Raw genomic sequence first — 18081 nt, 5'->3', positions numbered from 1 at the left:
TGTTGCGTTCATTCGGCCGCATGGCGGGCGGGCACCGCGGATTCGCGGACACCGGCCTCGCAGTCGTCGACGGCCTCGTCGAGGACGTCGGCGGCGGCCGGGCCGGCGGCGCCGCGGAGCCCGGCCAGGTAGTCGGCCCGGGCGTAGGAGTGGGTCGTCTCGGCCCACAGGAACCGCAGCGCCGGCACGGCCGCCGCGACGCCCAGCCGGCCGAGGCCGCGAGCCGGGGTCTCGGCGGCGCACCACGCGCGCTCCTCGGCCGCGGCGGTCAAGGCCCCGAGCAGCACCGGCACGTCGTCCATGGTGCCGTGCCCGGCGAGGACACCCACGGCACGGTGGGCGAGCACGGCGTCGCCTCCACCGGCCCAGCCCCGGGCCCGCTCCAGCGCAACCACCCCGAGCGCGTCCAGGGCGGCGCCCAGGCCGGGCACCGTACCGAACGCGTTGCGCAGCACAACGTTCTCGGCCAGGTCGAGCAGCACCGGGTCGCGGCGGCGGCCCAGCTCCTCCAGCGCGAACCCGCGGCCAGCGCCACCCCGCTCGACGGCCGCGACCAGCCGCGCGCTCGCCTCCTGCCGCAGGGACTGCCGGGACGGCACCGGCGAGGACCGCGCTCGGGCCCGATCCCAGTCGGCGCGCTGGGCGTCGAGCGCGGCCCGGATCCGTGGCGACGCCTCCGCCCACGCCGACCAGGGACCCCAGTCGCCGTCGACGGCGTCCCGCAGCTCCTCGTCGCAGGCCCGGGCGAGCACGACCGGCTCGAGTCCGGCGCACATCGCTGGTCCGCCGTCCTCCCACATGCCGTTGACCGTCCACCTCCAGAACCGCCCGCCGGTGACGTAACGGCGCAGGCGCTCCAGGGCGCCCACCGAGTTTCGCGAGCAGGACGGCGACGTGGTTCTTGACGGTCGCGGGGGGAGATGCCGAGCACCGCGGCGATCTCCGCGTTGGGCAGCCCTCGGGGCGACCTGCACCCGGCGATGATCCATACCTTCCGGAGACTGACAGGCGTGAACGGGGCGCGGTCGAGGACGTCCACGACCATCCCGGCATTCGCGACGTCCAACAGCAACAGCGTCGCCGGGGCGTTCGTCGCGTCCTCAACGAGCAGCGGCCACCCAGTCAGGTCCACGCCCGGCGTAGCTTTGCCGCCGAGATACAGCCTTCCTGTGCGGTCGCTCAGGTAGCTGTGCGGCGCCGGATCGGCACGGTCATGGCCTTGATTCTGCGGCATACGGGCGAGGCAGCACCGAAGGGCGTGGCGTGCCGCGGGCGGCTACCGGGTCAGGGCGACCGTCACCGGGCCGCCGGCCGGATCGGCGCCCGCGACGAGGGTGAACGGGACGCGGAACACCCGCCCCGGCGCGGCCGGCCACGGCAGCCGGGCCGAGCCGATCCGGCGGCCGTCCTGCACGGCGACGACGTGGGGGAGGCGGCGGAACTCGTCGCACCACAGCTGCAGCCGGCCCCGCACCGGCGCGGGACCGCCCGGGCGGACGAGTTGCGGCGCGATCCAGCGCAGCGGCGCCGCGCAGCGTAGCTCGACGTGCGGGGCGGCGGCCGGCGGTACACCATCCGACCCCACACCGGACAAGTGGTCGAGGACGGCGGGCGCGACGTGCCGGCCGTCGAGGGCGGCGAGGTCGGCGGTGTCGACGGGGTGCAGGAGGTTGCCGGCCGCGAACACGCCCGGCCGGCTGGTCGCCAGGGCGGTGTCGACGCGGGGGCCGCGGGTGCCGGGGTCCAGGACGAGGCCGCCGGTGCGGGCCAGCTCGTGCTCGGGGATCCAGTCGCCGGTGAGGACGACGGTGTCGCACGGCACCCGGCGGCGGCGCCCCGTGCGCAGGTCCTCGACGTCGACGGACGTGACCCGGCCGTGGCCGTTGACGGCGACGAGGCGGGTGCGGGTCAGCACCGGGACGTCGAGCGCGACCCGGCCCGCGACCCGCAACGTCGCGTGCGCGTCCGCGGTGGTCATCACCACGGGACGGCACCCGGCGTGGCGCAGCGTGAGGACGGCCGACCAGCTGACCAGCTCCGCGCCGACGATGACCGCCCGCCGCCCGACGTCGCGGTGGTACAGGTGGACCAGCTGCTGCAGCTGCCCGGTGGTGTAGACGCCGTCGGGGCGGTCACCGGGGATGTGCCGGGCGGGGCGGGGCCGTTCGCGGGCGCCGGTCGCGAGCACGACCGCGTCGGCCTCGATGACGCGCCGCCCCTTGGGCGAGGTGACCTCAAGGGCGTGCTCGCCGGCCCAGCCCGTGACCATCGCCCCGGTCTCCAGGCGGGCACCGGCGGCCCGCGCGGCGGCGGTCAGGCGGCGGGCGTAGTCGGGGCCGGAGACGAAGCGGCGCAGGTCGCGGATGCCGTACCCGAGGTGGTCGCTGTGCCGGGGGATGCCGCCGGTCTCCGCCTCCCGCTCGATGACCAGGACCCCGTCGCCGAGCCGGCGGGCCAGCGCGGTGGCCGCGGTGAGCCCGGCCGGCCCGCCACCGACGACCGCGACCCGGACGTGTTCGCTCATGCCGTGCCGCCGCGGGTCTCGACGAGGTCGTGGAGCTGCGCGCCGCAGTAGAAGCCCTGGCAGCGGCCGTTCATCGCCCGGGTCCGGCGGCGCAGCCCGTCCAGGCCGGCCGGCGGGATGGGGGAGCGGTAGGCGTCGCGGAGCTCGCCGCTGGTGACCCGCTCGCAGAAGCACACGATCCGGCCGTACTCCGGGTCCGCGTCGATCGCCGCCGCGTCCTGGTACGGGCGGATCCCGGCCTCGCCGAGGTTCGGCATCCGCGGCGGGTCGGGCAGGTCCGCGCGGGGCGTCAGGTCCAGCAGGCCTTCGAGGAGCTCGCCGACGTGCTCGGCGATCGCCATCCCCGCGGTGAGCCCGGTGGAGCGGATGCCGCCGACGAGCACGTAGCGCCGAGCGGCGTCCACGTCGATCAGGTAGTCGTCGCGGTCGATCGCGGCGCGCAGCCCGGCGTAGGTCGCGGTGACCTCCTCGTCCAGCAGGCGCGGCATGAGCTCCCGGCCGCGCTCCAGCAGGAACGCCAGCCCGTGCTCCGACGTGCCGGTCGCGGTGCGATCCCGCAGGTCCTCGGCGGTCGGGCCGAGCATGACGTTGCCGTAGATGGTGGGGCTGACGAGGACGCCCTTGCCGACCTTGGACGGCACGGGCAGCACGATGCACGGCACCAGCGGCCGGGCCAGCTTGTCGAACACGAACAGCTCCCCGCGCCGCGGCGTCACGCTGAACCGTTCGTGGCCGAACAACCCGTCGAGGGTGTCGGCGCCCAGCCCCGCGGCGTTGATGACCCAGCGGGCGGTGACGTCGCCGCCGGCGCACGCGAGGCGGGTGGCGTCCGGGCCGGCGGCGACGGCGGTGACCCGGTGCCCGCGCAACAGCGTCACGCCGCGGTTGACCGCGTCGGTGGCCAGGGCGAGGTTCGTCGTCCACGTGCACGTGATCGACTCCCCGGGCACCGTCAGGCCGCCGAGCGCGCCGGGGCCGAGGGCCGGCACCCGCCGGTAGACCTCGGCCGCGTCGACGAGCTGGCAGCCGGTGTACCCGTTGCGCTCCGCCTTGCCCCGTAACGCCGGCAGCGTCCGCTGCTGTTCGTCCGTCCACGCGACCAGCAGCGCGCCGGTGCGCTCGACCGGGATGCCGGTGGCCGCCGCATAGTCGCCGAGCATGGTGTACCCGCGGGCGACCAGCCGCGCCTCGAGCGTGCCGGGCGTCGCGTCGAACCCGGTGTGCAGGATCGCCGTGTTCGCTTTGCTGGTGCCGTCGCCGACGTCGTCGCGGGCCTCCAGGAGCGCGACGGACAGCGACGTGCCGCCGAGCAGCCGGGCGATCGCGGACCCGACGATGCCCGCGCCGACGACGGCGACGTCGAAGTCGGCGGTCATGCGGTGGCCGGGGCCGAGGCCGGGGTCGAGGTCAGGGTCGCGGCGGCCGCGGTGCGCCACCGGCCGAGGTGCTCGGCGGCGCGGTCCGCGGACCATTCGGGTTCGTACGTCGCCGCCGGCCGCCACCCGCCGGTGACCCCGGCGACGGTGAGCGCCGGGTCGAGGGCGAGCGCGGCGCAGGCGGCGGCGCCGAGCGGGGTCGCGTGCGGCGACGGGTACACATCCACCGGCAGCTGCGCCAGGTCGGCCTGGGCCTGCATCAGCACCCGCGAGCGGGTGAGGCCGCCGTCGACCCGCAGCCGGGTCAGCGGCGTGCCGAGGTCGTCGCCGACGAGCGCGGCGAGGGCGGCGACCTGCGCCGCGACGCCTTCCAGGACGGCCCGCACGAGGTGGCCGCGGCCGGTGCTCAGCGTCATCCCGGTCAACGACGCGGTCGCGCCCGCGTCCCACCACGGCGCGGCCAGCCCGGCGAGGGCCGGCACGCAGAGCACGCCGTCGCTGCCCGCCGCGGCGACGGTGTCGAGCTGGTCGGCGCCGTCGATGAGGCCGAGGTCGGTGAGCCAGCGGACCGCGGACGCGGCCGTGTACACCTGCCCGTCGACGCAGTAGTCGACGGCGTCGCGCAGCCGCCAGGCGATGGAGGTCGACAGCCCGGACCGGGACCGGGTGGCGGCCCCGCCGAGCTGGGCGAGCAGGAACGCGCCGGTGCCGTAGGTGCATTTCGCGGTCCCGGCCGTCAGGCACGACTCGGCCAGCAGCGCCGCCTGCTGGTCGACGATGAGCCCGGTGACCGGGACGTCGCCGCCGAACGCGCCGGTGGTGCCGACGACCGCGTCGCTGGCCACGATGTCCGGCAGCGGCTCGGCGCCGAGCCCGAACACGTCCAGCAGCTCGCCGTGCCACTGGCCGGTGTCGAGGTCCAGCAGCAGCGACCGGCTGGCCGTCGACGCGTCGGTGACGAACGCGCCGCACAGCCGGTGCACCAGCCACGTGTCGGTGGTGGTGACGACCCCGCCGGTGGTGAGGTGCTCGCGGATCCAGCGCAGCTTCGGCGCGGAGAAATACGGGTCGAGGACCAGGCCGGTCAGCGCCGCAACCCGGTCGGCGGACGCGGACCGCGCGGCGCAGACCGTCTCGGCCCGCCGGTCCTGCCAGACGATCGCCGGGGTGAGCGGCGCGCCGGTGACCCGGTCCCAGGCCAGGACCGTCTCACCCTGGTTGGCCAGGGCGACCGCGGCGAGGGGCACCCCGGCCTCGGCGACCGCCCGCCGGCCGGCGGTGAGCACGGAGTCCAGCAGCGCGAGAGGGTCCTGCTCGACCGCGCCGCCGGGCAGGTAACTGGGCCGCAGCGGCTCCTCGGCGATCGCGAGGACCGCCCCGTCCGCGCCGGCGACGATGGCCTTCGTGCCCGACGTGCCCTGGTCGATCGCGAGAATGTGCATGTCCACCGTCGCCTCCTCGACGGTGTATATCAGCTCGACCGTGCACGACTGCCACGACGCGGCCGCCGGCCACGTCGAGTGACCATCTGGTCGCCGGCCGCGCCGTACCCCACGGCGAAAGTGAACAACAGATGTTGCGGGCATGAACTCCGCTTGCGGGTCGCCGTGTGGGGCCGGACGGGTCCTACCGTCGTGCATATGACCAGCTTGGTGCGGCCGCGGGTCGACGTCGCCGCGGCCCGGGACCTCGCCGAGGCCCTGCTCGCCGACCTGCCGCAGCGGTGGGCGCACACCGCCGGCGTTGCCCGCCGCGCCGCCGAGCTGTGCGCCGCGATGGACGCCGCCGACCGCGACCGGGTCGTGACCGCCGCCTGGCTGCACGACATCGGCTACGCCGAACCCGTCCGCGACACCGGCTTCCACCCGCTGGACGGCGCCCGGTTCCTGCGCCGCTCCGGCTGGACCGCGCGGATCAGCGCCCTGGTCGCGCACCACTCCGGCGCCTGCTACGTCGCGGAGGTCCGCGGCCTGCACCACGAGCTGGCGGAGTTCCCGCGGGAGCTGTCACCGGTCGCGGACGCGTTGACCTACGCCGATCAGACCGTCGGCCCCGACGGTGCCCGCGTCGACGTGCGTGCCCGGATGGCGGAGATGCTGGCCCGGCACGGCGCCGCGTCGGACAACGCCCGCGTCCACCACCTGCGGGCCCCCGACATCCTTGCCGCCGCCGAGCGGGTCGAGCACCGGCTGCGCCTGGCCGCACTCGCGGCCTGACGGCCGCAGGCACGGCCCGCTGGTGACCCGCCCGCCGCGGCGGGGTCGTGGGTCAGCCGGCGCCGCGCATCATCCACGCCGAGCGGCCGAACGCCCGGCGGAACACCCCGTTCTGCGAGCTGGGCTCGTCGTCGCCGGCCCGCCGCAGGTCGCGCGGCACACCGTCCACCTTGGACCGTGACGACAGGAAGATCAGGCCGCTGATCAGAGACCCGATCAGCAGGATTGCGAGGACTAGGTACAGCACTGGCATCGCCCCCCGATGAGTTGTGGCCTTCAATGTAAGGTCGGCGCGTCGGCCCGCACATCGGCCGCTCGGGTCTTGCCGGAACCTTGCGCGGCGGGCCGCCTGCCCGCCACCGGGCGGCGGTCGATCGGCCACCTCCCGTTCACCGGATCGCGCCGCGGGCAAGGGTCACCCGGTGCCGGCGTTGAGGATGCGGCGGGCGACCTCGTCGATCGGGGCGGCCGGCAGGTGCAGCGTCGGCGTGAGGCCGTCCGGCAGGTCGGCGCCGACGAACACCGACGTGCCGCACGCGCGGAGCATCGGCACGTCGCCGTGACTGTCACCGACCGCCGCGACGTCGGCGAGCGACCAGCCGCGGGCCGCCGCGTGTTCGGCCAGCAGCGTCGGCTTCGTCGACGGGAACACGTGGCGGAACCCGCCGCCGTCCAGGATCTCGGTCGCGATGACCGCGTCGACGCCGAGCCGCGCGGCGAAGTGCGCGGCGTGCGGGGCGAAGGCGAGCGACACGATCACGACGTCGAGGCCGGCGTCGCGCAGCGCCGCGATCCCGTCCGCGGCGCCGGAGGCGAGGGGGACGTCCGCGAGGGGCGCCGCGAGCCGCTCGGCGGGCCACCCGCGCAGCAACGCCCACACGGCGTCGCGGACCTCGACGATGGCGTCGTCGCCGCGGGCCTGTTCCCAGACCGCCATCCGATCGGCGAACCCGTGCCTGGCCGCGGTCGCCTCCAGACACGTCGGCCCGCGGGTCAGGGTCCCGTCCAGGTCGAATGCGACCAGCCGCACCGTCATATCGCGAGTCTGCCGTGGACCCGGCGCGGCCCGCCACCTCTCGGAGCGCGGGCAACGCGGCGTCCGATCGCCGCCAGACGCGGGCCGCGCCACCCGCGAGGCTGATCCACATGACGACGAACACGATCTCGAACCCGATCTCGAACCCGCTTGACGGCAAGGTGGCGCTGGTGACCGGCGGCGGGCGCGGGATCGGCGCCGCCGTGGTGCGGCGCCTCGCCGCCCAGGGCGCCGACGTGGCGCTCACGTTCCAGCACGACCATCAGCGGGCGGCCGAACTCGCCGCCGCGGTGACCGCGACCGGCCGGCGGGCGCTGGTCATCCAGGCCGACAGCGCCGACCCGGCGGCCGTGGTCGGCGCCGTCGACCGCGCCGCCGCCGAGCTCGGCCGGCTCGACATCCTGGTCAACAACGCGGGCGCGTTCCTGCTCGGCCCGCTGCAGGAGCTGAGCCTGGCCGAGTTCGAGCAGACCGTGGCGGTCAACGTCCGGGCCCCGTTCGTGGCCACGCAGGCGGCGGTGCGGCACATGAGCGCCGGCGGCCGGATCATCAACATCGGCAGCAACGCCGCGGAGCGGGTCGTGTTTCCCGGCTTCTCGCTGTACTCGATGAGCAAGACCGCGCTGGTCGGGCTGACGAAGTCACTCGGGCGGGAGCTCGGGCCGCGCGCCATCACCGTCAACCTGGTCCACCCGGGCGCGACCGACACCGACCTCAACCCGGCCGGCGGGCCGAACGCGGCCACCATCAACGGTTTCACCGCACTCGGGCACTTCGCGGACCCGTCCGACGTGGCCGCCGCCGTCGCGTTCCTGGCCGGCCCCGACGGCCGGTACATCACCGGCGCCACCGTCCACGTCGACGGCGGCTTCACCATCTGAGCCGGTTCTGAGCCGGTTCTGACCCGGATCCGACCCGGATCGGGTCCGTCGTCAGGACCGAGGTCGGCGACGGTCGGGTATCGGGCACCGCGGGGCCGAACCGGGGCGGGGCGGCGGCCGTTGCCCAGTACAGCCGGACGGTGCAGCGCCGGGGAAGACGGGGCGCCGACCATGCCGCAGGCGACAGAACCCGCTGTCCTGCCCGGCGCGGTCGCGACGATCATCGGCGGGACGCTGCGCCGTGCCCGCGGGCGGGTGACGGTCGCGTTCGCGGTCGCCGGGGTGCTGTGCGGGGTCGTCGCGGCCGGGGTACCGGCGCTGGCACACAAGCTGGACCTGTCGGCCGGGCAGGTCGGCGCGGTGCTGTTCGCGTGGGGCCTCGCGGCGTTCGCCTCGATGCAGTCGCTGCGGCTGCTGCTGCCGGTCGCCGGTCACGCGCTGGTGCTGCGGGCCGCCGGGCCGGCCTGCGCGGTCGGCGCCGCGGCGATGGCCGTCGCACCGGGCTTCGGGCCGGTGCTCGCCGCCGCGACGGGTTTCGGCGTGGCGTTCGGCGCCCTCGAAGCCGCCGTCAACGCGCAGGGTGCGGCGGTGGAGCGGGCATACGGCCGGCCGCTGCTCAACGGCATGCACGCCGCCTGGGCGGTCGGCGCCGGCGCCGCGGGCGTGTTCGTCGCGGTGTGCACGCACCTCGCGGTCTCCTACACGGTGACGGTGGCGGCCGTGGCGGTCCTGGTGCTGCCGCTGACCCTGCTCGCCGGGCCGCCGTCGCAGGACATGCCGTTGCCGGCCCGGCGGCGGGGTTCGCTGCCGCCGGCGGTGTACCTGCTGAGCGTGCTCGCCTTCGCCGCGTTCATGGTGGAGGGGACCTTCGCTGACTGGTGCGGGCTGCTGCTGCGCGACGGTGCCGGGGCGTCCGCGACCGTCGCGGCGCTGGGCCATCCGCTGCTGCAGGCGGGGATCCTGACGGGACGCGCCGTCGCGGACCGGCTCCGGGCCCGGGCCGGCGCCGCCGCCGTCATCGTCTGGTGCGGCACCGCGGTCGCGGTGGCGTGCGCGCTGCTCGTGGTCCTGCCGGCCGTGCCGGTCGTGCTCGCCGCCGTCTACGTGACGGGCGTGGCCGTCAGCCCCGTCCTGCCGCTGGTGTTCTCCCTTGCGGGCACCGCCCGCCCGGACCGGGCCGAGGCCGCTATCGCCCAGGTCGGCGCCGCCGGCTACGCCGGGCTGCTGGCCGGGCCGGCCGTGCTGGGCGCCGTCGGCGGGATCGTGCCGCTGCCGGCGGCGATCGGCGGCCTGGCCGTCGTGCTCGGCATCGCCATCGCGCTCCTCGGCCGCCGCGCCGGCCGCTAGGGGCTGTTCCGCGCGACCGGCAGCGTCGCAGGTGCCTAATGCGACCCGGTCCCGGCCGGACTGTCCAGCGACGGTTTCGCCGGCACGGTGGCCGCGGGCTGCGGGCGGGTCCGGCGGGCCCAGGCGACGACCGGCGGGACCAGCGTGCCCAGGACCGCGAACACGGCGCCGAGCAGCAGCCACCCCGGCGCGCCCCAGCCGACCGCGAGGCTGGTCACCACGAACGGGGCCAGCATCTGGCCGAGCTGCATGCCCATCGCATAGGCGCCCTGGTACTGGCCGTGCGCGTCCGACGGCGCGAGCCCGAACGAGATGCCCCAGCCGGCCGCCGAGTGCCACAGCTCGCCGGTGACGTGCGCGAGCGCGCCGAGCACCAGCAGCGCGACGGTCACCGGCATGCTGGTGCCGCCACTGAGCGCGAAGAGGGCGCACCCGGCGAACAGCGCCAGCCCGGCCCGCCGCGACGAGCGGGCCGCGCCGGACAGCGACTCCGTGCCGCGGGCGGCGCGGACCTGGAACAGCACCACCGCCGTCGTGTTCACCAGGAACAGCACGGCGATCAGCCAGCGCGGGGCGTCGGTGCGGTGCGCGATCCACAGCGGCAGCGCCACCTCGAACAGCCCGAAGTGGGTCGCCATCAGCCCGTCCAGCACCACGAACGCCAGGAACGGCCGGTCCCGCAGCGCGACCAGCCGCGGCCCCGTCGTCCTGGACGGCGCCGCCGGCACCGGTGCCAGCCGGCGCAGCACCAGCGCCGCCGCCGCGTAGGTGACCGCGTCGAGCAGGATCAGCGTGAGGTACGCCTGGCGCGTGTCGACCGCCAGCCCGACGCCGGCGACGGCGGCACCGGCGGCGATCCCGACGTTGGTCACGGAGCGCAGGTACGCCCGGGTGTGCACGCGCCGGTCCCCGGGCACCGCCCCGGCGATGACGGCGCCCTTGGCCGCCCGCTGCGCCGCGTCGGCGATTGCCATCGGCACCCCGACGAGCAGGTAGGACCAGAATCCGTGGACCGTGACCAGCGCCACCGACCCCGCGCAGAGGACGAGCAGGCCGGCCACGAGGATGCCGCGCGGGCCGCGGTGATCAGCGACGTACCCCATGGGCGCGCTCGACACCAGGCACACCAGGGCCGTCACGGTCAGTGCCAGCCCGGTCTCCCGCACGCTCAGCCCGACCGACCGGGTGAGGAACAACGCGACCGAGGTCATCGACACGCCGTTGCCGAACGTGTTGATCAGGGTGGCACCGGCGAGCAGCCGCAGTGGACCGGGTTCGGGAAGCATGCGGACATTAAACAAGACGTACGTACGGTTTGCTACCCCGCCGTGGTCTTCGCCTCGGCGCGGGCGGACAGGTCGGCGCGGATCCGCTCCAGGGTCGCGGCCATGGCCTGCGGCATCGCGCGGTCCCGGCCGCTGACCCGCTCGAAGGTCAGCACACCCCGGCCGGCGCTCAGCGCCATCGTCTGCACCAGGCGCGTCCCGCCCGGCACGGCCGTGAGCACGAAGCGCCACGTGGTGCTGTCGGGGAACCGCCCGCGCCGCAGCGTGCGGAACGCGAACTCCGCCCCGGGCTCTGCGACGGTCACCACGCACTCGCGCGTCCAGCTCACCCCGCCGCTGCGACTCGACCCACGGAACCTGGCACCGGGCACCGGTCCGGTCGCGGCGTCGTCCCACTCGCAGCGGTAGCACTCCGGACTCCAGCGCCCCATCCGCGTGACGTCGGCCACGGCGGCGTAGACCTCGGCGGGCGGGGCGGCGATCACCACCTCGGCCCGGGCGCTCATCGCGACGACCGGTTCGGCCGGCGCGAGGTCGGCGTAGGCGTCCTGCAGCCGCCGGGCGTACCGGCCTCCGGTGGCGGCCAGGATCAGGCGCAGCGGCAGTCCGCCGGTGCGCAGGACCCGGCCGGCCAGGTCGGCGTCGGCGGCCATGACCCACGGCACGACGAACCCCATCCGCACCGGCAGCGCCTTGCGCATCGCCCGCTCCATCGCGGCGTGCCGCGCCGGGGTGATCCGGTCCGCGACGATCGGGACGACCACGGCCTCCTCTTCCGCGAGGTGTTCGACCATCAGGTCCCGCAGCCGCACCGCGGCGTCGGCGAGCTGGGCTTTGGCGTTCTGATCGCCGTTCATGAGCCCGTCCAGGGCGGACCGGATGAGGTCCATCAGCGGGTCCAGCTCGCCGTGGTCGCCGCTGAGCGCGTCGAGCTCGGGGCTCGGGCCGGTCGCCTCCAGCAGCATCGGCCACAGGAAGTCGTCCTCGCCGACGTGGTGGTGATGGATCGCGTCGATCACGTCGCCGACGTGCGCCCGCAGCGCGGCGAGCTGGCGTGGCCCGGGCCGGCGCCGCCCTTCGTTCAGGCTCACCGCGAACTCGGCGAGCCGGGCGAGCTCTCCCCGGATCGCGGCGTGCATCAACAGGTATCCGGACTGGTCTGTCATCGTCATGGCCTCTCAGGTATATTCGATACAGCCACACTGTATTCGAGCCAGTGAGCATGGAGTCAATATCGTGGATACGACACAGAGCCGGGCCTACCGCTCGCCGAGGCGCCAGGCGCAGGCGGAGGCGACCCGGACCGCGATCGTCCGCGCCGCCGCCCGGCTCTTCGCCGACCGGGGCTACGCGGGCACCACGATGCAGGCCGTCGCCGACGAGGCGGGTGTCGCCGTCGAGTCGGTCTACAAGGCCGGCAGCAAGGCCCAGCTGCTGCGCCGCGCCCACGACGAGGCCGTCGCCGGCGACGACCGGCCCGTCGCGCTCCTGGAGCGGGACGAGGTGCGCGCCGCCCTCACCGTGGACGACCAGTACGCGCTGATCCGCGCGTTTTCCCGCACGGTCGCCGACCGGGCCCGCACCCTGAGCCCGATCAGCCGCGCGTTCGTGCAAGCGGCCGGCGCCGATCCCGCGATCAACGCCTCCTGGGAGGAGCTCGAGTCGCAGCGCCGCACCGACCTGCGCCGCCTGGTCGACGCGATCGCCGCCCTGGGCCCGCTGCGCCCGGGCCTGACCGCGGACCGCGGCGCCACCCTCGTCTGGACGCTGCTCAACCACCAGTCGGGCTGGCTCGTCACCCACCACCTCGGCTGGGACGACGACCAGGTCGCCGACTGGATGACCGAGACGATCACCTGCCTGCTACTGCCCCCGGGCTGACCCCGCCGGCGCCGCCGCCAGGAACAGGCCGAAGTCCTCGGCCGGGACGGGGCGGGAGAAGAGGAAGCCCTGGCCGACCGGGCAGCCGAGGCGGCACAGTTCGTCCGCCTGTTCCTGGTGCTCGATGCCCTCGGCGACCACCTCGAGGCCGAGCGCGGCGGCCAGGTCCAGGATCGACCGGGCCAGCGCGGAGCGTTCCGCGCCCTCGGCGACCCCGTCGACGAACGGCTTCGGGATCTTCAGGATGTCGATCGGGAAGTCGTGCAGCCGGGACAGCGACGAGTAGCCGGTGCCGAAGTCGTCGACGGCGAGCTGCACGCCGAGGGCCTTGAGCTCGCCGAGACGGTGCTGGGCGACCTCCGCGTCCTCGCGCAGCAGCGACTCGGTGATCTCAAGGGTGAGCAGGTGCGGGGGCAGGCCGGAACGGGCGAGGGTCTGCTGGACGTACAGGACGACCGCGGGGTCCTGCACCTGGCGCGGCGAGAGGTTCACGCTGATCTTCAGGCCCGGCCAGGCCGCCGCCTGGCGGCAGGCCGTGTCCAGGACCGCGTAGCCGAGGGGAAGGATCAGGCCGCTCTCCTCGGCCAGGGGGATGAAGCTGTCGGGCGGGATGAACCCCTTCGCCGGATGCGGCCAGCGCACCAGCGCCTCGGCCCCCACGACGACGCCGTTGTTCAGGTCGATGAACGGCTGGTAGTACACGAGCAGCTCGTGCCGTTCGACGGCGCCGCGCAGCTCGTCGGCGAGGTCGAGCTTCTCCAGCAGGCCCGCGTGCATGCTCGGGGCGAAGTAGGCATACCGGTTGCGCCCCTCCCGCTTCGCCATGTGCATCGCGACGTCGGCGTTGCGCAGCAGCTCGTCGGCGTCCGGGGGGCGGTCCGGGTCCGGCAGGGCGATCCCGACGCTCGCCCGCGGCTGGATCTCGCGGCCGCCGATGGACAGCGGCTGGCGCAGCGTGGCGAGGACCCGTTCGGCGACCCGGGCCGCCTCGGCGGCGTCGTCGAGGTGCTCCAGCAGCATCGCGAACTCGTCGCCGCCGAGGCGGGCGGCGGTGTCGGCGGAGCGCAGGCAGGTCCGGAGCCGGTCGGCGGTGGCCCGCAGCAGCCCGTCGCCGACCGCGCGGCCCAGGGAGTCGTTGATGGTCTTGAAGTCGTCGAGGTCCACGACGAGGACGGCGAGGTGCTGGTACGGGGTGCCGCGCCGCTCCAGCGCGTGGTGCACCCGGTCGGCGAGCAGGGCCCGGTTGGCCAGGCCGGTCAGCTCGTCGTGGAACGCCCGGTGGGTGAGCTGGTCCTCCAGGGCCTTGCGCTCGGTGATGTCGCGGGTGGTGAGCAGGTAGCCGCTGATGTCGGCGTCGTCGACGACCCGGCCGACGGTCTCCGTCACGATGTACTGCCCGTCGGCGCGCCGCAGCCGGCACTCCAGCGGCCCGACCCGGCCGGCCTGGTCGCCGCCGTTGCCGGCGCTGCTGAGCAGGGCCACGACGCGGTCCCGGTCATCGGGGTGCATCAGGTCGGTCAGAGACGTGCCGAGCAGCGCGTCTGGGTGGTGGCCGAGCAGCGACCGCACCGACGGCGTCACGTACTGCACGGTCGCGTCCCGCCCGCAGATCGACAGCACGTCGGTGACCTGCTCGGTGAGGCGCTGGAAGCGGCCCTCGGCGCGCTGCCGCTGCACCTCCCGCAGGACCGCCATCAGGTCCGCCATGCGGATCAGGATCAGGACGAACAGGACGCACGACGCGGCGAGGAACACCGGAAGCTCGCCCACCGCCGTCGACCGGACCGTGATGACGGCCGGGATGAGCAGCGCGGCGACCGCGAGCAGAGCCGCGAACCGGCCGCTGGTGAGCCTGGCCGGGCCGGCCGGCACCGGCTCCGCGAGCCGTCGCATGTCCGGGTGCAGCGCGGCGCAGCCGATCCCGACGTAGAAGACGATCCAGCCGACGTCGACCCAGCCGCCGACGTCGAACTGTCCCCGCAGCTGCTGCCACGTGAAGATCCCATCGGTGGCCAGCAGCGCGAGCAGGCTGACCAGCAACAGCCGGAACGAGGTGCTGCCCGCCGTCCGGCCGCTGCCGAGCCGGGCCAGGACGGCCAGCACGAGCACGTCGCCCAGCGGGTACGACACCGCCGTGACCCGCTCCAGCGCGGAGCCGCCGGACCCGTCCAGGTACGGGTGGATCAGGAACACCCAGGTCAGCAGGGCCATGCCAACGGTGATGATCGACGCGTCGAGCAGCGCGGCCCGGTCGCCGCCGGGGCTCTGCCGGCGGACCAGAATCGTCAGGGCGGCGGCGAGCAGCGGGTACATCGCCAGGTAGAACACGTCGGCGAGCGACGGGCCGAGGGGTTGTTCGCCGTCGGCCAGCTGCGGCCAGTAGTACAGCGTCTCGCCGACGGAGTACGACGCCAGGCCCGCGGCGGTCAGCACCCATGGCAGCGGCTGTGCCGGGCGGTGCCTGGCCACGCCCGTGACGACCGCGACCACCGACGACGACGCAATCGCCGTCCACAGCATCGAGCGCAGCGGCGAATCGGGCGTCAGGTAGTACACCGCGCTGAGCGCCACAGCGAGACAAACGTAGGCCCGGACCAGCACGGACACCCCCTCTCCCACCGCTCTGATCGGCCGGTGCGGTGCCGGGTTTACGAAGTCGCACCAACGCGGCAACCCGCGGCCCCTCGCGGGCCGTCCCACTGGGGTGAACATGTCGGACGAAGCGGAGTTCCGTGACTACGCCGGACCACGGATGGCCGCCTGGCGACGGACCGCCTTCCTGCTGTGCCGCGACTGGCATCTCGCCGACGATCTCGTGGCGACGGTCCTGGACAAGTTGTTCCGGCAGTGGCACCGGCGGGAGGCGATCCGCAGCCTCGACGCGTACGTCGGCGGCATGCTCGCCCGCGCCGTGGTCGACGAGCACCGCCGGCCGTGGCGCCGGGAACGGCTCGAGGACGGCGACGACCCGCCGGAGGGTGCCGCCCCGGTCGGTGGCGGCGTCGACACCACCGTGGAGCGGCTGACCCTCGACTCGTACCTGGCCCAGCTCGGGCCGCGGCGCCGGGCGGTGCTGGTGCTGCGCTTCTACTGCGACCTGTCCGTCGAGGAGACCGCCGAGATCCTCGGGGTGTCCGTCGGCACCGTCAAGAGCCAGACCTCCCGCGGTCTGGAGACCATGCGCGCGCTCGCCGCGCCCACCCCGACCGTCAGGCAGGCATGATGAGCCACCAGCAGCTGTTCGAACCGGTCCTCGCCGACGAGCCACCGGCCCGCGACACCCTCGACGGCCTCGTGCGCCGGTCCCGGCGGCGCATCCGGCGCCGGCGGCTGACCGCGACCGGCGTGGGCCTCGTCGCCGCCACAGTGGTGGCGGTGCTGACGCTGCCGGGGACGGCACCGCCGATGGTGACCGGCGCGCCGCCGACCACGTCCGCCTCCTCGCCCAGCCGCCCCCCGGACGTGCTGCTCGGCGAGGACCTGACCGAGCCGGTGGACGCCGCGACCTCCCGGCTCACGGACGCCCTCACGGTCGCTGTCAAACGGGTGGCCCCATCGGGATGGCACGACGCGGTCATCATCCGGCGCGACGTGCGGCCGCCGAGCTCGAGCGCCGACGTCGACGTCGACGCGCCGCAGTCGACGGTGTCCTACGAGTTCAAGACGGAGGTGCACGTCGACGGCGTGGTCGGCAAGCTGGTCGTGACCATCAAGCGCCGCTCCGTGGAGCTCGGGTGCGCGGCGGCGTTCCCCGCCGACGTGGCGCCGTCGGTGCTGCGATCGCAGTGCGCGCCCAACGCCGACGTGGGCCAGCCGTCCACGGCCCAGACGGTGCGCGACGAACGGCCGGGCATGATCCGGCACGTCGCGTCGCAGAACCGCCAGGACGCCACCACCGTCGAGGTGTCCGTGAGCAACGAGCCCGCCCTGACCGGGGCGCCGCCGCTGACCGGCGAGCAGGTCGTCCAGCTCGCCGGCGACCCCGGCCTCACCCTGTACCCGTAGCGCCTGCCGCCACGGCGGGCCGGCGAGTGCCCTGGCGTTGTCAAGGCCGGTCCTGGCAGTGTCGGTACCAGGACCGGCCGGCCGGATCTGGCTAGCGTGGCGGTCATGACCGACGGACTGCTGTTACCGCCCGGGGGCGGTCAACCCATTCAGAACATGACGATGAAGGTCGGCGCCGGGCACTCCAAGGCGTTCTCCACGTTCGAGGCGCAGGTCGCGCCGGGCTTCGACGTCGGCGCGCACTTCCACGACCAGGCCGAGGAGGTGTTCTACGTCCTGGACGGCGAGCTCGACCTGCTCGCCTTCGAGCCGGAGGGCACCGCCGCCGGCGACTGGCGCACCTGGCGCTCCGCGTCCGGCATGACCGTGCACCGCGGCGGCCCCGGCAGCTTCATGTACGTGCCGGCCGGCTGCCCGCACGCGTTCTCCAACCCGGGCACGGAGACGGCACGGATGCTGTTCCTGGTGTCGCCGTCGGGGCACGAGGACTACCTGCGGGAGCTGACCGACCTGGTCGGCGGCGGCGGCCCGCCGGACCAGGCGGCCATCGCCGACCTGCGCGCCCGCCACGACATCCACCAGCTCACCCCGCTGCGCAACGCCCCGCGGACCTGACGCGGGCCTGCATCAGGACCGGGTCAGGACCGGGTCAGTCCGGTCAGCTCCCGGTACGCCGCGACGATCGACCGGGTCTGCGCCGCCAGCTCACCGGTCTCGTCCGGGGCCGTGACGACCGGCGGGACGACCCGGCCCAGCGAGCGGTCCGCCCGCTGGATGGCCTCGACCGCGGCGTGGGCGGCCCGCTCGTCGCGGACCAGGTCGACGCACTCCCCGGCCAGGGTCTCCAGGGCCGCCACGCGGGCGTCGACCGCGGCGGCGAGGTCGTCCAGCGAGACGCGGACCAGCGCCCGGCGCTGCGCCAGCCCTTCCCGCAGCGGCATCGCCGCCGGTCCGGTCCGCAGCCGGGTCATGGCCCGCGACAGCGAGGCGAGCTGCTCGTCGAGGACGGCCCGGTCGTGCAGCAGACCGGCGAGGGTCCACAGCGACCCGGCCAGCTCCCGCCGCGGCGTGGCGACCTGGACCAGGTCGCGCAGGCGCGGCCACAGCATCAGGACCGTCTGCGCGGCGCTGAACGCCCCGGCGAACACCTCGGCCTCCGCGGCGCGGTGCAGCGTCCGGTGCCGGTCGGCCCAGCGCCGGTCGAGCGTCGACCGGCCGGTGCGGTAGCCGGCGCCGCACAACGCCAGGCCGGCCGCGCCCACCGGGCCGCCCACGATCGGGGTGAGCAGCGCGGACAGTGCCACGGTCGCCCCCGCGACGGCGACGGTCCCGGCGCCGGTCAGCAGCCGCAGCCCGGTGCTGCCGGGCGGGTCGCGGCGCAGCCGCGGGCGGTCGGCGGGGACGAGGTGGATGAGGCCGTCGCGGCCGGTGCGGGACACGGGCCCGGCCAGGAGCGGCTCGTCGAGGGCGACGAGGCAGCCGCCGGCACCGTCGAGCACGACGAACAGCAGGTCGTCCGCGGCCACCCG

17 protein-coding genes are annotated in these 18081 nt (G+C 75.2%); 7 read left to right on the top strand and 10 right to left on the bottom strand.

The features are described from left to right. Positions 1 to 8 precede the first annotated feature (8 nt). From AB0K00_RS48315 to AB0K00_RS48300, 4 genes are all read right to left on the bottom strand, one after another. Positions 9 to 869: a hypothetical protein gene (locus AB0K00_RS48315; protein WP_363536789.1), complete on the bottom strand. Its 861-nt coding sequence runs from the start codon at positions 867 to 869 to the stop codon at positions 9 to 11. Between the two features lie 407 nt (positions 870 to 1276). Continuing rightward, positions 1277 to 2524 (bottom strand): FAD-dependent oxidoreductase, encoded by a 1248-nt coding sequence (locus AB0K00_RS48310; RefSeq protein WP_363536786.1) that lies wholly within the window; start codon positions 2522 to 2524, stop codon positions 1277 to 1279. Then, the gene (locus tag AB0K00_RS48305; protein WP_363536783.1) at positions 2521 to 3960 is read right to left on the bottom strand and encodes an NAD(P)/FAD-dependent oxidoreductase; all 1440 of its coding nucleotides are present in this window, start codon (positions 3958 to 3960) and stop codon (positions 2521 to 2523) included. The genes AB0K00_RS48310 and AB0K00_RS48305 overlap by 4 nt, the downstream gene beginning before the upstream one ends. After that, positions 3897 to 5342 carry an FGGY family carbohydrate kinase gene (locus AB0K00_RS48300; protein WP_363536889.1) on the bottom strand — a complete coding sequence of 482 codons (1446 nt, stop codon included), beginning with the start codon at positions 5340 to 5342 and terminating at the stop codon, positions 3897 to 3899. The genes AB0K00_RS48305 and AB0K00_RS48300 overlap by 64 nt, the downstream gene beginning before the upstream one ends. A 198-nt stretch (positions 5343 to 5540) precedes the next feature. Between AB0K00_RS48300 and AB0K00_RS48295 the strand changes: the two genes are divergently transcribed. Further along, positions 5541 to 6116: an HD domain-containing protein gene (locus AB0K00_RS48295; protein WP_363536780.1), complete on the top strand. Its 576-nt coding sequence runs from the start codon at positions 5541 to 5543 to the stop codon at positions 6114 to 6116. A gap of 52 nt (positions 6117 to 6168) precedes the next feature. Here AB0K00_RS48295 and AB0K00_RS48290 read toward each other — a convergent pair whose 3' ends face one another. Together AB0K00_RS48290 and AB0K00_RS48285 are read right to left on the bottom strand one after the other, a co-directional pair. Beyond that, the gene (locus AB0K00_RS48290) at positions 6169 to 6369 is read right to left on the bottom strand and encodes a hypothetical protein (protein ID WP_363536777.1); all 201 of its coding nucleotides are present in this window, start codon (positions 6367 to 6369) and stop codon (positions 6169 to 6171) included. Positions 6370 to 6531: 162 nt separating this feature from the next. Beyond that, the gene (locus tag AB0K00_RS48285) at positions 6532 to 7152 is read right to left on the bottom strand and encodes an HAD-IB family phosphatase (RefSeq protein ID WP_363536774.1); all 621 of its coding nucleotides are present in this window, start codon (positions 7150 to 7152) and stop codon (positions 6532 to 6534) included. A gap of 137 nt (positions 7153 to 7289) precedes the next feature. On the opposite strand from AB0K00_RS48285, the gene AB0K00_RS48280 reads away from it, so the two are divergent. Further along, positions 7290 to 8033, top strand: a complete 744-nt coding sequence (locus AB0K00_RS48280; RefSeq protein WP_363536886.1) for an SDR family oxidoreductase — start codon at positions 7290 to 7292, stop codon at positions 8031 to 8033. Positions 8034 to 8204: 171 nt separating this feature from the next. Continuing rightward, a complete protein-coding gene (locus tag AB0K00_RS48275; protein WP_363536772.1) occupies positions 8205 to 9380 on the top strand; it encodes an MFS transporter in 1176 nt (391 codons plus the stop codon). Positions 9381 to 9415: 35 nt separating this feature from the next. Here the strand turns inward: AB0K00_RS48275 and AB0K00_RS48270 are convergent, their stop codons facing one another. After that, positions 9416 to 10666: an MFS transporter gene (locus AB0K00_RS48270; RefSeq protein ID WP_363536769.1), complete on the bottom strand. Its 1251-nt coding sequence runs from the start codon at positions 10664 to 10666 to the stop codon at positions 9416 to 9418. A 32-nt stretch (positions 10667 to 10698) separates the two neighbouring features. Further along, complete coding sequence (locus AB0K00_RS48265; RefSeq protein WP_363536766.1) at positions 10699 to 11838, bottom strand: SRPBCC family protein; 1140 nt, start codon at positions 11836 to 11838, stop codon at positions 10699 to 10701. Positions 11839 to 11902: 64 nt separating this feature from the next. On the opposite strand from AB0K00_RS48265, the gene AB0K00_RS48260 reads away from it, so the two are divergent. Then, complete coding sequence (locus tag AB0K00_RS48260; protein WP_363536763.1) at positions 11903 to 12547, top strand: helix-turn-helix domain-containing protein; 645 nt, start codon at positions 11903 to 11905, stop codon at positions 12545 to 12547. Here the strand turns inward: AB0K00_RS48260 and AB0K00_RS48255 are convergent. After that, positions 12530 to 15154, bottom strand: coding sequence for an EAL domain-containing protein (locus AB0K00_RS48255; RefSeq protein ID WP_363536760.1), 2625 nt, complete (start codon positions 15152 to 15154; stop codon positions 12530 to 12532). The genes AB0K00_RS48260 and AB0K00_RS48255 overlap by 18 nt on opposite strands. Positions 15155 to 15257: 103 nt before the next feature. On the opposite strand from AB0K00_RS48255, the gene AB0K00_RS48250 reads away from it, so the two are divergent. The 3 genes from AB0K00_RS48250 to AB0K00_RS48240 all read left to right on the top strand — a co-directional run bounded on the left by AB0K00_RS48250 (position 15258) and on the right by AB0K00_RS48240 (position 17167). After that, positions 15258 to 15770: a SigE family RNA polymerase sigma factor gene (locus AB0K00_RS48250; RefSeq protein WP_363536758.1), complete on the top strand. Its 513-nt coding sequence runs from the start codon at positions 15258 to 15260 to the stop codon at positions 15768 to 15770. After that, entirely contained in the window at positions 15770 to 16552 is a 783-nt protein-coding gene (locus tag AB0K00_RS48245) for a hypothetical protein (protein WP_363536755.1), read from the top strand. The genes AB0K00_RS48250 and AB0K00_RS48245 overlap by 1 nt, the downstream gene beginning before the upstream one ends. Positions 16553 to 16657: 105 nt before the next feature. Further along, the gene (locus AB0K00_RS48240; RefSeq protein WP_363536752.1) at positions 16658 to 17167 is read left to right on the top strand and encodes a cupin domain-containing protein; all 510 of its coding nucleotides are present in this window, start codon (positions 16658 to 16660) and stop codon (positions 17165 to 17167) included. 23 nt (positions 17168 to 17190) lie between these two features. Here AB0K00_RS48240 and AB0K00_RS48235 read toward each other — a convergent pair whose 3' ends face one another. Further along, positions 17191 to 18078, bottom strand: a complete 888-nt coding sequence (locus AB0K00_RS48235) for a hypothetical protein (RefSeq protein ID WP_363536749.1) — start codon at positions 18076 to 18078, stop codon at positions 17191 to 17193. Between the last annotated feature and the right edge of the window lie 3 nt (positions 18079 to 18081).

Source organism: Dactylosporangium sp. NPDC049525 (genome assembly GCF_040676755.1).
In the GTDB taxonomy this organism is placed as follows: Bacteria; Actinomycetota; Actinomycetes; order Mycobacteriales; family Micromonosporaceae; genus Dactylosporangium.
Note: the sequence above shows the minus strand (reverse complement) of the source record. Positions and strands in the feature narration are given on the sequence as shown.

Excerpts from the sequence above, each read along its gene's own strand:
- AB0K00_RS48250 (WP_363536758.1), top strand. The coding sequence starts at position 15,258 with ATGTCGGACGAAGCGGAGTTCCGTGACTACGCCGGACCACGGATGGCC.
- AB0K00_RS48265 (WP_363536766.1), bottom strand. The coding sequence starts at position 11,838 with ATGACGATGACAGACCAGTCCGGATACCTGTTGATGCACGCCGCGATC.
- AB0K00_RS48290 (WP_363536777.1), bottom strand. The coding sequence starts at position 6,369 with ATGCCAGTGCTGTACCTAGTCCTCGCAATCCTGCTGATCGGGTCTCTG.
- AB0K00_RS48295 (WP_363536780.1), top strand. The coding sequence starts at position 5,541 with ATGACCAGCTTGGTGCGGCCGCGGGTCGACGTCGCCGCGGCCCGGGAC.
- AB0K00_RS48270 (WP_363536769.1), bottom strand. The coding sequence starts at position 10,666 with ATGCTTCCCGAACCCGGTCCACTGCGGCTGCTCGCCGGTGCCACCCTG.
- AB0K00_RS48300 (WP_363536889.1), bottom strand. The coding sequence starts at position 5,342 with ATGCACATTCTCGCGATCGACCAGGGCACGTCGGGCACGAAGGCCATC.
- AB0K00_RS48245 (WP_363536755.1), top strand. The coding sequence starts at position 15,770 with ATGAGCCACCAGCAGCTGTTCGAACCGGTCCTCGCCGACGAGCCACCG.
- AB0K00_RS48275 (WP_363536772.1), top strand. The coding sequence starts at position 8,205 with ATGCCGCAGGCGACAGAACCCGCTGTCCTGCCCGGCGCGGTCGCGACG.
- AB0K00_RS48240 (WP_363536752.1), top strand. The coding sequence starts at position 16,658 with ATGACCGACGGACTGCTGTTACCGCCCGGGGGCGGTCAACCCATTCAG.
- AB0K00_RS48310 (WP_363536786.1), bottom strand. The coding sequence starts at position 2,524 with ATGAGCGAACACGTCCGGGTCGCGGTCGTCGGTGGCGGGCCGGCCGGG.
- AB0K00_RS48285 (WP_363536774.1), bottom strand. The coding sequence starts at position 7,152 with ATGACGGTGCGGCTGGTCGCATTCGACCTGGACGGGACCCTGACCCGC.